Here is a 17031-nt window from a genome sequence, read left to right on the forward strand (position 1 = left end):
ATTCCACGCTGTTTCATTTGACTTTGACTTCGAAGGGCATGGGGGTGTCGAACTTATTTCCAGGCTCTTTCACGACCTTGACCTTGACATCGGGATCGAGCCCTCCCTTGAGAGGGGAACCATCCGTGCCCGGTGACGTCTCGGTCAGCGCCTTGAAGAGCCCTCCCGGGGTCGACAGATTGAGACTACGATTGCCAACGAAATTCTTGAGCTCGCGTCCGTACTTCGAATCGAAGCCAAGGGGTTTCAGGCCGTCTGCACACAGGTTCGTGCAATTATTGGACATCGAATATTCACTACCCGCTCGCTTGGTCAACTCGGCCAGTACCTTGGCGTCCTGCTCTGCCGTCGTAGAGAGTTGGATCACCGCATCTGGCGGTCTCTCCTCTCGCGACTTGTAGGTCACGACGTCATTCACCTTGATGGTCTTCTTGGGCTCTCCGATCGATCTCACGGAACTGCCGTTCGCGAGTCTTTGCCGGTCGAGACCACTCGCATCGGGGAACAGGCCGAAAAGCCGGACGTCCCTATCACCAGTCGCCACGCGACTGGCGCCAAGGCCCACGTCGCCGGATTCGGGCAGGGTGACACCAATGGTGGCATGACCCCACTGCCCCGCCTTCTCGTCGGGCGCCCACAGGATGAGGTACACGTCCTGCCCGTCCGGGTCCCAGTAGAGGACGGGATTCTGGCGGACGAACTGGTAGGGGTGCAGGTCCCATGGGGCCTCGAGGAACTTCCCGCTCGGAGCCTTGACGGGAGGATCCGGGGTGAGCCACAGCGTCGTCTCGGGCGCCATCCAGCGCGCTCCGTGGTAGCTCCATCCGGTGTGCGCGTCCGTCTGCTTGTTGAGCACGTTGAGCGGCTCGGCCTGGTGATCGATGTCCCCCACCGTGCTACCCGAGGGCAGCTCCCGGAAGGCATCGATTGGCGCACCGAATGGCTCGTAACGCCTCTCCTCCAGCACCGAGCCGTCCTGGCGCGTGAGCATGACGGGACCCGCGGCGATTCCCTGGTGGAAGTACACCGTCTCTCCCACGCTCCAGAGCGCCTGTCCCCGCTTCGCGAAGGATGAAGCGGACAGGCCCGCGTCGCACGACACTCCCACCAGCGCCACCGCCAGCGTCCCCGCCACCAACCGCTGCCACCTCGCCCGGGCCGGAGCACGCAGCGCCACGGCCGCCAGGACACTGAGCACCAGTCCTCCCCACAGCATGCCCGTGAGTCCCTGTGTCAGTGCGCCCCGCAGCGCCTCTCCGCTCCCCGTCCGTGTTGCTCCGCTCAGCGTTCCGCTCGAGGGCTGCTGCGTCACCTTCGCCAGCGTCCTGTCCCCCAGCTTCACGTACCTCTCCCGCTCCGCTCCCTTCTGCGTCAACTCCGGGAAGTACCAGTACTGCGTCGCTCCGCTCGTGCTGCCCGTCACCGTCCTCAGCCCGTCGTACCCGTACGCATGCGAGACCGTCTCCTCTCCCACTCCCCCCTCTCCGGGCTGCTTCACCTGCACCAGTTGATCCAACCCGTTGTACACCATGGTCCGGTTGCCCAGACGCACCTGGCGGCCGGCACTGTCATGGTCCACCAGCGTGTCGCCGCTGGAGGAGGACACGCGCGAGAGCTGCCGCGGCCCATAGCCGCGCTCACCGTAGTGGTAGGAGCCCTGCAACAGCCCCAGTGCCTTGGGGCTCGTGGCCGTACGTGACGTCAGGTTCTGCAGCCCGTCATAGCCATACCCGAAGACATGCGACTGCGCTCCGGCCACCAGCGTCCCGTCCGCCTGCTTCTGCGCTCCCAGAATGACGTCCGTGAGCCTCGCCGCCCCGTCGTACTCGAACACCGCCGAGTGCTCCAGGCCCACCCCGTCCTCATCCTTCACCGTCTTGAGGGCGCCATACGCGTTGCGCGTGAGCGTCACGTCGTACAGTGCCGCGCTTCCACGCAGCACCTGAAGACGACGGGCCAGGCCCGTCTCGTCCCACTCGTATTCCTGGTGGAGTCCGTTGCCGTACTGCTCCTCCAGCACCCGGCCGGCGGCGTCCAGTTGCAGCGCCTGCCAGTAGTTGCCCACCTGGATGGCTCGTGCGGCCGCGTCATAGGCCGTCGGGATTCTCACCCCGTCCATCTCCGTGTACAGCGGCAGGCCCGAGGGGCTGAAGCCCGTCACCTCCTCCGCCCACGTCCCGTCGACGGCTCGCCTCTCGCGCACCACCCTCCCCATGGCGTCGTAGGTGAAGTGCACCTCTCCGCGCGGCTCCTGCACCCACGCCAGCCGGCTCCGGGTATGGCTGCTGGTGTTGCCGTCCTGGGGCGTGTCGTAGTGGTAGACGAAGGTGGCCCCATCCTCCCCCAGCGTCTGGGTAAGCCGGCCCACGTCGTCATAGAAGAACTGCCGTGTCTGGTTGGCCCCGTTGGTGTGGTGCGTCAGCCAGCCGCTGTCGGTGTAGCGCATGGCGCGTGGGCCAATGTCCGGGTCCTGCGCGGACACCAGGCGGCCCAGCGAGTCGTAGTCGTAGCGGTGCGTCACCGCTCCGTCCTGCAACTTCAGCAGGTGGATCCGGTCCGCCGCGTCATACACCGCGTCCACCGACTCCACGACACCCTCCACGGTGCGCTGGGTGCGCATGATGCGTCCCAGTCCATCCATCCGCGAGATGACGGGCGCCATCTCCTGCGTGTTCCTCGACAGCTCGAAGGCCTTGTATTGCAGCGTGCGGGACACACCGGTGGGCAGCGTCTGGGTGATGAGCCGCCCCAGCGCGTCGTGCGCCAGCGTCTGGCCAACGTTCGCCTGGGCTGGCCTCGTGGTGGGCAGCACGGCATCGTCCCAGTAGAAGGCATCCGCGTGGTAGGCCACTTGTCCGCGTGCGTTGTGCTCCTGCCACCCGGACACTATCCACCGGTTGCTCAGCAGCCTGGTGGCCGAATACAGCGCCTCTCCGGCGCCGTTGGACACCGCCACCAACTCCCTCCAGCCTCCCGTCGCGGACCAGGTGCCCGTCCAGCTTCCCGCCAGCGCCTCGGGCGCACCGTCGAAGGAATACGTGAAGGTACGAGGCCGCGGGGCCGTCCAATCATAGACATAGCGCACATGGGGCTCTGCACCGCCCAGTGCCACCGTGGACAGCCGTCCCAGCGTGTCGTACCCCATCTCGGTGACGTCGCCGCTGGCATCCGTCATCCGCCAGGGCCTGCCCAGCACGTAATCCCACTCCATTCCCCACGTAAGAGTCTGTCCCGTCGCTGGGGTCATGCTCTCGGTAATGGGATACAGGTGGTAGCTATCGTAGACGAGCGTGCGCCAGCTTCCCTTCTCATACAAGCGCGTCGGGTTGTCCCAGGCGTCGTACTCGGTGGCCGACATCAACACCCAGCGGGGATTGACAGCATCCGCCAGCCAGGCGTGATTCTCCCTCACCAATCCCCGGCCCACCTGGCAGTCCCCGGGCACCGTCCACGTCAGCACCGTGGTGCTATCCCCGTAGAAGACTCGCCCGTGCGACACCAGCGTGCCGTCCGCCTCCAGCACCTTCTCCTCGCACACCTTGTCGTGTACCCAGGTGCTCGCATCACTCGCATAGCTGCGCTGCAGCGTCTTCTCGTCTCCCGTCACGTCCAGCCGCCCGAAGTGCTTCTCCTCAATGGGCCGCACGTGCGTGTCGTACGTGTACGTCGTCAGCGTCGCCAGCGGCGTGGCCACGCCCTCGTAGTGCTTCGTGCGAGCCTCCAGCTTCGCCGCCACCCTCAGCAGCGCCACGTCCGGCAGTCCCGCCACCGGCCTGGCCTCGTAGCTGTAGTTGGACACCGTATACACCGTGCCCGTCCCGCTCTTCTGGCTCACTTCCAGCGGCAGTCCCCTCAGCGCACTGTCCGCTCCCAATCCAGCGTGGTAGCGCACCTCCTCCACCAGCGTCTCCGCCGCGCTCGCCCCCAGCGTGCGCTTCGTGCTGATGAGGAATCCTCCGAATCTCCTCTCCACCCCGTCCCAGAAGCCGTCTCGTACCGAGTACTCCGTCACCCTCGCCGACGCTCCCGCCCCAGGCTGCACCTCCAGCTTCACCGGCACTGGTATGGACGCCGGCAGCTTCTTCGTCCACGGGTTACCCCCCACCTCCGCCTGCGCCGACAGCACCGCCGCCGCCGAGTACTCGAAGGCCACCGTCTTCCCCATCCCGTTGTCCATCCCCGTCAGCATTCCCGCCGACGTCGGGCCCGCCATGTCCAGCGCCCACAACCCCTCCTGTGAGGACCACACCACGTCCTCACTTCCGTTCCCGTTCACATCCCCAATGGCCACCACCGCGTCGTAGCTGGCGCTGCCCGGCCTCGGAATGAGCCGCCCTTCCGTCTGCACTCCTCCCTGCGCCTTGCCCGCGTACCAGTACACGTACCCCGCAGACAGCCTCACCACGTCCATCAACCCGTCCCGGTTGAGGTCGCACAACCTCACGTCCGCCAGCGGGAAGCTGCCCGTCCCCCACGGGTGGTTGTAGCTGCCCTGCAGCACGAAGCTCCCATCCCCCTTGCCCAGGTACACCCGCATCAGCGAGTCCGTCAGCTGCACCACGTCCGCCACCCCATCCCCATTCACGTCGTGGAAGCGCACGTTGGGGCCCGGCACCAGCGTGCTGCTCCCCCCAATCCCTGGCTTCGTCACCCATGGCCCCAGCCCCCCCGCTCCGCTCAGCTTCACCCTCAGCCCTGACGTCACCACCTTCACCACGTCCACTCGCCCGTCACCGTTCAAATCCGCGAAGAAATTCGTCGCGTCCGTCAGCGACACCGTGTCGCTCCCCGGCCACGCCCCCATGTCCACGAAGCTGTTGCCCTCGATGTTGTAGGGCTTCCACGCCTCGCTCAGGTAGCGCACCAGGTCCGGCCTGGCATCCCCATTCACGTCCATGAGCCTCACCGCCGTGAGGTCCGTATTGCTCGGCCCACTCATGGCGATGGGCGCGCTGAAGCTGCTTCCATTCCCCTTCCGGTAGAAGTGGCCCGCCGCCTCGACTCGCAGCAGGTCCGCCATTCCGTCCCCGTCCACGTCCGCCAGGCTCACCCCGCGCGTATTGAGAATCCAGCCGTCCACGCCCGTCTGCTTTACCACCCGCGCCAGGTCCGGCTGTGCATACGTGAAGCTCAGCTCCGGCAGTGCTCCCACTCCGCCCTTGCCCGTCATCTTCACCCGCTGCAGCCGGCTGAGCGCGAAGGTGTTGTCATAGCTCAGCACATACGTGCGCAGCAGCTGTGCGAAGGCATTGACCCTCACCTCCTTGAGTCTCTTGCCCGTCTCCACACGGAAGCCCGTGCGGTAGCTCACCACCTTGTCCGGCCTCGCCTCGTAGACGAGCTCCACCGTCATGGCGTCCGACGGGCCCCACGCCATGCTCGTCAGGTACACCTGCCCCGTCTCCACCTGGTAGCCCAGCGCCACCCTCTGGCCCGTCGGGTGCGTTATTTCCTCCACGTACCACGCCGCCGTCTTCCCCGACTCCTCCAGCCTCGCCCCCGCCGTGGTGCCCAGCCGGTAGCGCACCCCTCCATTCTCCGTCACGACAAAGCCGTCCCCGCTGCGCTCCACCTTGACGGCCTGCCCCCTGCTCTCCAGCCTCCACGTCCCGTCCGTCAGCCCTACCAGCCTCCCCCCTCCCGCCACTCCCACCAACTCCAACTCATCCGCCGCTCCGTACGCTGGCACCCCCAGCCTCAACGAGCGCCGGATGGCTACCCCGGGCAGCGCCCACCCCACTCCCACCGTCCCGTTTCCCAACTCTCCCGAGTACGACAGCCCCAGCCCCGGCGCGAACCCTCCCACTCCCCGGGGCAGCTCGAATGGCACCCCATACGCCACCTGTCCGGTGAAGCCCTCGATGGTCGCCTCGTCTCCCAGTCCCCTCACCGACCCCGGCCCGTCCGGCAGCCTCAGTGTCTGCGACGTTACCGCCCCGGCCACCGGCTCCGTCGCTCCCCACGCGGGTCGCGCCAGTACTCCCAGCAGCAGTGCTGCAATCACTTTCTTCACGATGAAAACCCTCTCTGAAAAAAGAGAGGGACCGCACCAGCGGTCCCTCTCAAGAGTTGCGTACGTCCCGTTCTGTTACAGCGCCGTCCCCACCTGCTCACGAGCAGGAGAGAGCTGGACCGGCGGTGAGTTATCCACGGACACCACTTCCATGCGCATCAGCACGTCTTCCACCGTGCCCAGATCGAAACCCGCGGCGATGAGCCCCTGGTAGGGGAACACGAGCAGATACTCACCGTAGAAGCCACGTCCGGCCAGCTCAGACGTGCACCCGTATTGAGTGGAGCACTCGTACGTCTGCCAGGTATCCCTGGGCACGTTGATGGTGGAGAGCAGGCTCGCCGTCGAGTAGCTGCTGGTCTCTCCCTCCAGGTGCACCACCTTCTCCCCCGTCACATCGAGCGACGGACGGTAGACGCGCGACTGGTATGCAGAACCATCCCCCAGTCCGTCACACCAGTGACTCTGGAAGGTGTTGCGCTTGTAGAGCAGAAGCTGCGCGCCATTGGACAGCGTCCAGTTCTCGAGCCCGCCAGCCACCACGTTGGCCCGCACCGACCACAGCCGCTCCGCGCACCGGTAGGCCAGCCCCACCGGCTGCGGCATGCTGAAGCGCAAGCCCTGCCCCACGTAGCGTCCATTCTTGTCGAACACCGCGTTCTCCGCGGACAGCAGTCTCCGCGCGAAGCGCTCCCCCTTCGACAACGAGCGCTCTCCGTCCACCGTGCTCGACAAATTACTCAGCTTCAGCACATCGGCCGCCATGCTCAGCGTGACGCTCGCCTCACCGGGCACCTTGCCGTTTACCTTTCGCACGAACTGCGCCGGGCGCAGCTTGTCGAAGGCCGTGTTCAGCTGCGACACGTTCGAGGCCACCGCGATGTCCTCGCGCGCCGTCAGGCTCTGCTGCCTCTCGTGCTCCAGCGACAGCGCCAGCACGTACGCCAGCCTCCGTGCCCAATCGAAGGACGACTTCGCCTTCGCGATGCGCTCGTCCAGCCAGTAATGGTGAGCGATGGACGGCACCGTGCGCGCGGCCTCCCGCTCCACCGCCACGTTGCCCTCGGCCAGCAACTGCCTGATCCGGCTCTCCATGTTCTGCAGGTTGAGCAGCGCCAGGTCCACGTCCGTCATCGCACGGTCGGCCTGCAGCGCCGCCGTCTTGATGCCAATCATGTGAACCCGCGACGCCTCGAAGCACTTCGTCACCGACTCATCCATTTCCAGCTCCACCAGGGCGATCTGGAACGCCCTCTCCGCCTCCTCGATCTGCCGCTGCAGCTCGATGGAACCGGCCCCGGCTCCGACATTGAAGAGCCCCACGAGCGCACCGACGGCGGCGCCAGCGATTGCACCGTAGGGGCCACCCGCCGACGCGCCGATCATGGCTCCCGTCTGGGCTGTCTGCAGGACGCGCTCGACTCCTCCGACGGCGTTGACCGCCTGATCCAGGGCCGCCTTCTTGTCGCGCAGCTCCTTCATGTGGTTTTCATGCGTCTGGAGCAGATTCCTCTTCGCATCTTCATTGCGCGTCTCCAAATCCACGCATTGCCGGTTGGCGACCTCGTAGCGCTCCTGGGCATCACCCCAGGCCGAGCGAGCCACCAGCAGGCTCTGGTGGGCCGCGACGATGGACAGCGCCGCCGTCCCCATCTCCCCGCGGTAGCACGCCGCGCTCATCTTGCGCCCGACATCCGTGGGCGCCGGCAGGCTGTAGATGCCACCGAGCGCCTGGCTGCAGCTCTGCTGCACCTCGGCCAGCTTCGCTCCGGGCACATCCCGGGTCGTCGAGATGGGGCTCTGGTAGAGGTAGCGCACCTCGAAGGACTTCCCTCCCGCCGTGACGTTTCCTCCGGAGATCTCCGCGGTGGCCCAGTTGGCTGCGACCTCGGAGAAGGGCGAGCCCAGGCTCGCCGCGGAGTGGGCCTTGATGCCGTTCCACACGCACAGGGTATAGCGCGCATCCTCTCGGGTGACGGCCGCGTACAGCTCGCTCGGGTTGATGGAGCAGGAGGAGGGATCCTGCGCCTTGGCGATGTAGCAGCTCTCGGGCTTCAGGGCGGCGCTGTTGGAGGGATCGAACGCAGCCAGCGCGTCCTTGGCGTCGATCTCCAGACCACACATCTCCACCAACGGGCGGCCGTACTGCGCCTTGAGCTGCTCCATGCGCCGGTCGGCATCCTCACTGGAGAGCTGCTCCTGGATGGCACTGGTGCGGGCCTGATCCCAGGCCGTGCGGGCCGAATCCAGGGTGCTGGACGCCGTCGCCACGGCCTGCTCCGCGTGCGAGAAGATGTAGTCGGAGCTCGCGAAGAAGCGCTCGGAGGCGCCGTTCGCGGAGGCGAAGTAGAGCGGCGCCTCGTCATCCGGAATCCCCATGGGCTCGCACTCCTCGAGCAGACGGAACTGCTCGAGGGTCCGCGTGCGGACCGCGTCCAGCTCGGTGCGAGCACGCTTGAAGCGGGCCTCCCAGGGCAGTCCCTGATTCCTCGCACAGCCCTGCTGCCGGGACGCGGCATAGCTCGCCCGCTGCTCCAGAGCCATGGAGTAGCGCATGGTGCGGCCGAAGCGCTCGATTGCCTGGGCACGCTCCGCGTTGTACGTCTTGCAGGTCTTGTACGTGGTGCGTCCAACCCGGGCCAGCTCCGCGTTGAGCAGCTCCAGATGCGCCGTCAACGACTCCAGCATCGCCGTTGGCAGACCCATGCCCTGCTCGTGGTGCGGAAGGTTGCTCGTGGGCGGCTGCAGATCCGCGGAGCTCTCGAGGAACTCGCCCAACGAGCGGGTGGTCATCTGCTCGAGCTCGGCCTCGGACAAGGCATGATCCCAGATCGCGAGTCCATGCGAGGGCTCAGTGGACGGATCATCCAGACGGAACGTCTCGCCGTCATACGGAATGGTCTCGCCCCAATTGGTGGAGTCATGCGAGGGCTGGAGCGGGTAGCACGACTCCGGCGGGGAGCACACCTTGCCCTTCAGCTGCCTGTCGTACATGTGGTACTGGCCGTTCTTCCGGCGAACCACCAGCGGCAGGGTCGAGGGACGATCGTCCATGAACTCGAGCCACCACCGCGCGTAGGAGCGCTGACCCGTGGTGTAGTCGTAGTGCTCGGCAACGAGGTACTCGCCAGGGCCACCGAGGTAGTCGTACGTCGACTTGTGGATGAAGAACTTCGCTTCGTAGTCGCCGTCGTCGGCCTCGCCATAGGACAAGATGTTGTAGAAGCCCGTCCGGCAGCGGCCCCCACAGGATTCGTCCGGGGCCTGCGGGCACATGACCTCGGCCTCGTACTCACTGCAGGCGTTCTGCTGGGTCCAGTTCCCGTACCAGAACATCGTCATGTCGCCCGAGTAGAGCAACGAGTCACGGGTCGGCTCCAGGCCATCCCCCATGTTCCACCAGGTCCCCAGCGGACGCACCGGCAGGCGGTAGTCAGGGTTGCGCAGACCACACATGTTGCTGCGATTGGCGTAGGAGTAGAAGAAGTCGTGGGAGCCATCCAGCAACAGATCCCACCCCGACTCGAGCTGATCCAGCACCGTGGCCATCTGCGGCACGGAAACGGACTGAGGCTGGGTGCCCAGGAAGTCGACGGCCTCGGCCTGCAGCAGCGACTGCCGGGCCAGGAAGCCATGCGTCCCCACCCACTGCTGCAACAGGTACCAGGGGAGCCGATCCTCGCGCATCGTCGGATTGCGGCCGATGAGGGTCAGCGTATCGAAGAGCCGCGCGGCACTCAGGCACTGCCCGGGGTTCTTCAGGCGCTCGGTGAACCAGGGCCGCACCTCGTTGGGCATGCCCGCCAGCGGGAGCTTCTTCACATCCGCCAGGCACGCCTGCAGCATCTGGGCGGAGTTGAGCACGGGCGTGCTGGACAGGGCCTGCCGATCCTTCTGGGTGAAGAGGTTGGCCGTGAAGGGAGGCGCACCGTTGGCACAGGCCAGGTCACCCGAGTTGTGAAGCACGGCCGTGCCGAACAGCACGGTGGGGTCGCTGCCGTTGCCGCTGTTGCACAACAGCCCCTGCGCCAATTCCAGGTTCGTGCGGTTGAAGGTGCCGAGGCCCTGTGTCAGCATCAACGACCCCGACTCCTCCCAGGCCTTGCGCTGCTCGTGGACGATGGTGTTGCGAGCATTGGTTCCATAATAGGAGTAGGTCCCCTGGCTCAGCGGGGTCCAGGCCTTGTTGCCAGGCACGCATACCTGGGGCCCCGGCTCGCAGACGTAACCGGACGCGCAGGACTGCGTGGCACCGCAGGTGGCCACCGTTGCCCCCTTCACGACAGAGAGCAGGTACCGGCCATACATGGGAATCCCGCTGTTGAGGCCCCCCACGGGCGTGATCACCGAGAAGCGGCCCGAGAGGCTCGCCCCCCCGGAGGATGGCAGCCCGGTGAAGGTGGAGTTGGTAACGAAGGCGGTCATCGCATCGGTGGTCTCCGCATTCGCCGCCGCCGTCTTCGAGGGCAGCCAGCTGAACTCCGTATAGGCGGTGGGGGAGTTGCTCAGGCGCAAGGTGCCCGTCGGCGACAGGGTGCGGGACTCGTCATAGAGGAGCAGCGAGGTGCTGTCGGCCCAGGCGCGCACGGGCAGGCGCACCACCGAGGCACGCGTGCCGTTCCCTGCGGTGTACGAGGACGTACTCACGCCAACATCCAGCGAGACATGACCCTGGAACTCGAGGATGGGGGAGCCGCTCGTACCGGACGAGGCGGCGAGCGCCGAGGAGACACGCAGCCGGCGAGGCGTCGCCCCCGCGCCCTCCAGCAGCACCTCCCACGCCTGCTGCGTGCTGCCAGCGGCCGGGCGTACCCACACCCGCCGGGTGGAGCGCTGCTGGCTTCCCACCGCATTGAAGGTCCAGGGAGCACCCAGCACGCACTCCGCGCCGAAGGTGCCGGTCCCCGAGGCATCACAGGAGACCTCCAGTTGCTGGCCTCCCACCACGCGCAGGGCCACCTTGGCCGCTTCCGTCGTCTCCGCCGGCGTGTTCACCGTGAGCGACACGTCCAGGCTCTTGGAGGTCCAGACGCCACCGGCCGTGGCGGGACTGGTGAAGGCCAGGAACATGGGCTCGGTCGCGAGCACTGCCTGTTGCGTGGCAGTGCTCACCGGGGCCCCGGTGGTGCCACAGCGCCCATCACAACCGCACACCTTGCCGCTCGCGCACGCCGTGGCACCCGTGCCCCCTTCCAGGCACTCCCAGGCGCACACCTTCGTGCTCAGACTGCAGTAGGAGCCCCAGGGGCATTCCTCATCGTTGTTGCAAACCCGTGGCGCCGTCTGCAGCGACAGCAGCAGAGCCGCGTTACGCGTGCACGTCTCATCGATCGCGCGTCCGAGCTGGGCGAATCTGGGCGTCTCGGGTTGGGATTCCTCGGAGGGAGCACACGCCGCCGCCATCAGCAGGCATAGCAGTGCCCACAGCCCATGACATCTTCTAAACATATGTGAAATTCCCGTGGAGTGAATGGATCCGAATCAAAGAAAGACATGCAGCCGCGCCGATACCGTGGTGCGGCCTCATGAAGGCAACTGAATCGTGTGCAGCCGGTGTACTGCCGCTTCCCCCCGCTGAAACGGGCCGGCTCCGCCCGATGCAACGGCATATACGAACAGCGCAGGACGTTCTGGCCGTTCTGTTCCCGAAATCAAATTCGGGCGCGGGACATACGTCGGCGTCCCCGCGAGTGTCAATGGCCGAGAAGCCTGACTATTTCATGCTCTCGTGGCAATCCCGCTCGAACATTCCTGCTCGCGCGTCAGGCACCGCCTGTCTTTCCAAGCAACCCGCCCACGGTCCCGTGGCGAATCCCTGCATCAATCCAATTCGTGTCATGTCCCCTCAATTCAAGCCACAACGTTTGATTACATGAGCAGCGGTTATCAGTAACTTCCAGGTCTCATGGATCTGCCGTATTTCCCGATAGAAGGCTGTGAACGGATTCACTTCGACGACACGAAAACGCGGCGACCGGGCCAACCTGCCCCAATGCGCACGGGCACGGCCCGCAAAGCACGGCCCATGCCATCTCTGAAAGGTTTCAAACCTCTGGATTCCTTGAGCCGCCCAAACCGCCGCAGCCGCCAGGTGACAAATCTCGTCAGTGCGCTGACGGATTACGGCAGGAAGCGCAGACCAGGGCGTGACGCGTGTGTGACGGAACAGGGCTGAGCAAGCGCATCGTGCAGCGCTACCCACTCGAGTACTTCGGACGCGGCGGGTTCATGCAGCTGGCGCTGCGCACGGTCGCGCCCATCCTCCCGGTGGCGTTCCACCACCCGCACCACGCATCTCGCGCTCGCCGCGTCCATGACGCTTCGGTTGCTGGTCACGGCGACACGGAGACAGGGCAAAGCCATGCGCCTGGGCCAGGGCCCGCACCGCGTCGTAGCCGTTTCCCCTCATCCAGGCACAACCCCCGCGGATGTCCTGCGCCGGGCTGGGGGTGCTTCACAGGAATGGACCCAAGCGTCGAACGCATCAGCTTGTTGTCATGGACGTTGGCGCGAGCGACAGCCACGCCCAGCGGAGCCTTGCCCATGGCTCCCTCCATCCGTGATTCCGCTCAGCGCCTCATGGGCCAGCAACCCCTGCCCGCCGCCAGAACGCCCGGCCCGCCAGGGCCGCACCTGCCATGAGGAAAACTCGCGAGGTCATGCCTCGCCCCCCCTCCTTCCTGAGCCCACATGAGCGCACCTGCTCCCCCCGTCAATCCGGAGCGCACCGGGTGTTCCAGTCTCACGCCCAACTCCCGGTTTTTGTTCACTTCTCGTGCACAAGTGCACGCTGCCTGAACAGGCATGTAGCGAGGACGGCGGCCGACCGGATATACCAGGAGGCCTATGACCGGCGACAAGCTCGTCTATGCAGGGACCGTCGAGGCGCTTTTCCTCAAGGCACTCGAGAACCGAATCACGCCCGCGTGCCGTCTGCGCCTGCGTGAGGCGGGCCTCGACCTGGAGCAGAAGCTAACTCCCACCTACACACTTGAGCAGTGGAAGCAGTTCCTCCGCATCGCTGCGGGCCACATCTACGCGGGTATGCCCGCCGAGGCGGCGTACTACTCCCTCGGTGAGCGCTTCATTGATGGCTACTTCTCCACCCTCTTCGGGCGGGCACTGCTGGGCATGGCCCGGCTGCTCGGTCCCCGGAGGGCGCTGACCCAGGCCCGGCTGTGCTTCCGGACCAGCACCAATTGCAGTGAGGTGCGAATCGTGGAGCGGGGACAGTCCGAGCTGGAGTTCTGGCTGACGGACATCGGCGCGGATCAGCCGACCTTCGTGGCCGGCGCCCTGGCCCGCGCGGCCGAGCTGGCCGGTGGTCAGCGCGTCGCCGTCGTCCCCGAGGGCTTCGACGGCCAGTCCGCCACCTACCACGTGCGCTGGTCCGAGCAGTCCGACGCCGCTGTGTCGCCCGAGCTCGCCGCGCGCGGCTCCGCGGCGGCTCAGGCCTCGACCCGGCCTCCGGCGTAGGGTCGAAGGACTCCGGTGCTCAGCCCACCCGCCACTGCGGATGGGCGAGCACCCTCGCCTCGAGCTCCGGCGTGAGGGGCTCCCCATGGGGCGCGCGGGACGAGGAGCGGCGCCACCGCTCCAGCCAGCGCTCTCCCAACGGTAGAGCCAGGGTCTCACGGCGCGTGGCCCCCACCGTCGTCTCCCCCTTGGTTCCCGTGGACACGCCCGCTCCCACGTAGAAGCCCGCCAGCAGCAGCGTGACGCGCGTGGGGGTGGCCGCGCTGTACGTCAGCAGCTGCGCCCCCTCCCCCTCCTCCCGGCAGCACGCCCTCACCTGGGACAGCACGCGCGTCGTCCACATCTCCGGGTTGGACGCCGGGGAGAACGGATCGAAGAACACCAGGTCCGCCCTGGGCAGCCCCGCGTCGATCAGCCCCTGTGCATCCCCCAGGTGCAGCCGCCAGCGCAGGCCCTCGGCCTCCCAGACGCCGTCGCGCATGAGGGCCTCGGCCGCCTCGCGGAAGGGTTGCAGGAAGGGGAAGCCCGCCGCGTCCGCCAGCGCCAGCCGCAGCGGCGCGAGGTCCACCTCGAAGCTCACCAGCTCCAGGGCCCGCCGGCGCTCGGCGCCCAGCTCGCGCGCGCAGGTGAGCGCCGCCACCGCGTTGGTGGCCGCTCCCAGGCCCACGTCGTGGATGACCAGCGGCTCGCCCGGGGTGCGCAGACGCTCGGCCAGCCGGGGCTGATCCACGTAGAGGCGCAGCGCCTCCTGCCACGGGCCCACCGAGGGGTGCATCACCTCCCCGTGCCCGAGGTGCCGCACCGCCCGCGAGCCGTTGCGCAATGTCACCAGCTCGAAGTCACCATCCCGAGGGTTCTGGGAATCCACGCGCTCAGCCCACTTCCTTCAGGGTGACGGCGCCCGGGCCCACCTCGAGCTTCGCTTCCTTGAGATCCTTGGGCGTGGCCACCGCCTGCTTCAGCTCGCGGTAGGCCTGCGCGTAGGAGCCCCGGAGGATGGCGTCGCGCATCTTCCAGGTGAGCTGCTGGTAGTGGTGCACGTTGTGCACGGACAGCATGCGCGAGCCGATGTGGTGCTTGCCGCTCATGAGGTGCTGCAGGTAGCCGCGGCTGAAGCGCTTGCACACGTAGCAGTCGCACGTCGGGTCCAACGGCTCGTCCGACAGCTTGAACACCTGGCGCGTGATCCGCACGAGGCCCTGGAAGGTATAGGCGTAGCCCTGCTGCGCCATCTTCGTGGGGATGATGCAGTCGAACATGTCCACGCCGCGCAGCACGGCCTCGAGCAGGTCCGTGGGGGTACCCACGCCCATGAGGTAGCGGGGCTTGTCCTGCGGCAGCGACGCGGCGGCGCGAGCCGTCATGGTCTTGCGCTCCTCGTTCGTCTCCCCCACCGCGAGGCCGCCGATGGCGAAACCGTCGAAGGGGTGCTGGGTGAGGAAGGCGGAGCTCTCGTCGCGCAGGTTCGGGTGCACGCCGCCCTGGACGATGGCGAAGAGGGCCTGGCCCGTGTCCACCTGGTTCTTGGCCGCGAGGCTGCGCACGGCCCAACGGTGGGTGCGCTCCATGGCCTCACGCGTGCCGGCCTCGTCCGTGCGCGAGTCGATGCACACGTCCAGCACCATCATGATCTCCGAGTTGATCGCCTGCTGCATGGCGATGCTGGACTCGGGGCTGAGGAGCTGGCGGCTGTTGTCGTGGAAGCTGCGGAAGTGCGCGCCCTTCTCGGTGATGAGCCGGTCCTCGGGCAGCGAGAAGATCTGGAACCCGCCCGAGTCGGTGAGCACCGCCCCATCCCACTGCATGAAGGGGTGGATGCCGCCGAAGCGCTTGAACACGTCGATGCCCGGCTTGAGCATCAGGTGGTACGTGTTGGACAGGATGATCTTCGCACCGGTGGCCTTCACCTCTTCCATGCCGAGGTGGCGGAAGGAGGCGTGGGTGCCCACCGGCATGAAGACGGGCGTGGGGATGGAGCCACGGCGGGTGTGCAGCACCCCGGCACGGGCCCCGGTGGGGTCGGTGGTGACGAGCTCGAAACGGACGGCCATTGGCGCCGCCTTATACCCGCGACGGGCGCGGGACATGCCCGCTATCTGCTCGGCCGCCCTCCCGCCCGGCCTCCCACCGTGTAGGCGCCCCCTCCCGGGGCCAGGAGGCGGGCGCTGGACCCTCCCCTAGGGCGCCTTCGGGGCGCTGAACTCAGGAATCAGCTCGCCCGTGAGGCGGAGGCTCTTCATGACCTTCTCGTGCGTCAGGGGGGCCACCTGGTGGAAGGACATGAGGGCGTCGATGCCCAGCGCCTCGTAGCGCTTGAGCCGCGTGCGCACCTGGTCCTTCGTGCCGACGATCAGCGACTCCTGCTCGCCCAGCACCTCCCAGACCTCCTGGTCCGGGACGTCCTCGCCCTGCATGATCCGGCCGATGACGCGCTGCGCCCGGGAGTGCGGTGCGTTCGGGTCCTTCTTCCGCAGGTACTGGCCGGTCAGCCCGCCGCCGGCCGGGTCCTTCGCCATGGCCTCGAGCTCGGTGGCCGTCTTGATGAATGCGTCCTTCGCCTCGAAGAACGTGAAGGAGCCGCTGGTGTACCGGGCCGCCGCCCGGGCCGCGCCGTTCTCCATCGCCTCCTGCTCGCTGTCCGCGCAGTGGACGAAGGTGAAGAAGGCCACCTGCTCGTTCACGAACTGGCCCACCGGCTTGCAGTGCTTGCGGATGGCCTCGCGGTAGATGTGGATCATCTCCGCCACCTCCTCCAGAGAGGCCCACAGCGTCACGCCGAGCGCCCCCACGCCATTGCGCCCCGCCTGCTCGAACGAGGCCGGACTGGAGCACGCCTGCCAGAGCGGCGGGTGCGGCTTGCGGTAGGGCTTCGGGACGATGTTGACGTTCTTGATCTGGAAATCGCGGCTCTCCCAGGAGAACGACTGCTGGGTCCACATCTGGGGGATCATCTCGAAGGCCTCCTGCATCTGCCCCCGGGTGGATTCGGGGTGGATGTTGAAGGTCCGCCACTCGGGGATGGTGCTCCGGGCCAGGCCGAGCTGGAAGCGGCCCCCGCTCAGGTGATCGATGAAGGCCGCGCGCTCGGCGACACGGATGGGGTGATTGAAGCGCGCGGGGGCCAGCACGGACGAGTGCCCGACGTGCAGCCTCTTGGTGCTCATGGCGATGGCCGTCAGCATGCACTCGGGCGCCGAGCTATAGCTGAACTCCCCCGCCGCGTGGTGCTCGACCTGCCACCACACGCCGTACCCCATCTCGTCGGCCAGCTTCGCCTGCTCCAGGGTCTCCTGGAACAGGCGGTGCTCATGGTCCGCCTCGCCCCAGCGCTCCTTCGGGTGCTGCATTTCCGAGAAGACATCAAGCCTCATGTTGTTCCCCTCTCCTGTGATGAACGCTTCCATGGTTCCGGGCGGTGGAACCGCGAGCGGCAGGGTCAGGCAGCGTGACCTGACCGGGAAGTCTAGCTCAAGGCTCGGGGCGTCATGGTCTACCCATCCCCTCGGCCGAGCGCGTACGCTCCAGCGCGTTGGCGTGACGAG

The 17031-nt window shown here is 66.9% G+C and carries 6 protein-coding genes; 1 reads left to right on the forward strand and 5 read right to left on the reverse strand.

Annotation, left to right across the window (positions count from 1 at the left end):
- Nucleotides 1-13: 13 nt before the first annotated feature.
- Entirely contained in the window at nt 14-6013 is a 6000-nt protein-coding gene (locus BO221_RS33955; RefSeq protein ID WP_083681778.1) for an FG-GAP-like repeat-containing protein, read from the reverse strand.
- 75 nt (nt 6014-6088) lie between these two features.
- Complete coding sequence (locus BO221_RS33960) at nt 6089-11461, reverse strand: hypothetical protein (RefSeq protein WP_143195840.1); 5373 nt, start codon at nt 11459-11461, stop codon at nt 6089-6091.
- Nucleotides 11462-12859: 1398 nt separating this feature from the next.
- On the opposite strand from BO221_RS33960, the gene BO221_RS33965 reads away from it, so the two are divergent.
- Nucleotides 12860-13489 (forward strand): TIGR02265 family protein, encoded by a 630-nt coding sequence (locus BO221_RS33965; RefSeq protein WP_073565011.1) that lies wholly within the window; start codon nt 12860-12862, stop codon nt 13487-13489.
- Nucleotides 13490-13508: 19 nt separating this feature from the next.
- Here the strand turns inward: BO221_RS33965 and BO221_RS33970 are convergent, their stop codons facing one another.
- The 3 genes from BO221_RS33970 to BO221_RS33980 form a co-directional block, all read right to left on the reverse strand.
- Entirely contained in the window at nt 13509-14357 is an 849-nt protein-coding gene (locus tag BO221_RS33970; protein WP_073565012.1) for an MnmC family methyltransferase, read from the reverse strand.
- Nucleotides 14358-14361: 4 nt separating this feature from the next.
- Nucleotides 14362-15540, reverse strand: coding sequence for a tRNA guanosine(34) transglycosylase Tgt (tgt, locus tag BO221_RS33975; RefSeq protein WP_073565013.1), 1179 nt, complete (start codon nt 15538-15540; stop codon nt 14362-14364).
- A gap of 126 nt (nt 15541-15666) precedes the next feature.
- A complete protein-coding gene (locus BO221_RS33980) occupies nt 15667-16860 on the reverse strand; it encodes an LLM class flavin-dependent oxidoreductase (protein ID WP_073565153.1) in 1194 nt (397 codons plus the stop codon).
- Nucleotides 16861-17031: the final 171 nt, after the last annotated feature.

Source organism: Archangium sp. Cb G35 (genome assembly GCF_001896145.1).
Lineage (GTDB): Bacteria > Myxococcota > Myxococcia > Myxococcales > Myxococcaceae > Archangium > Archangium violaceum.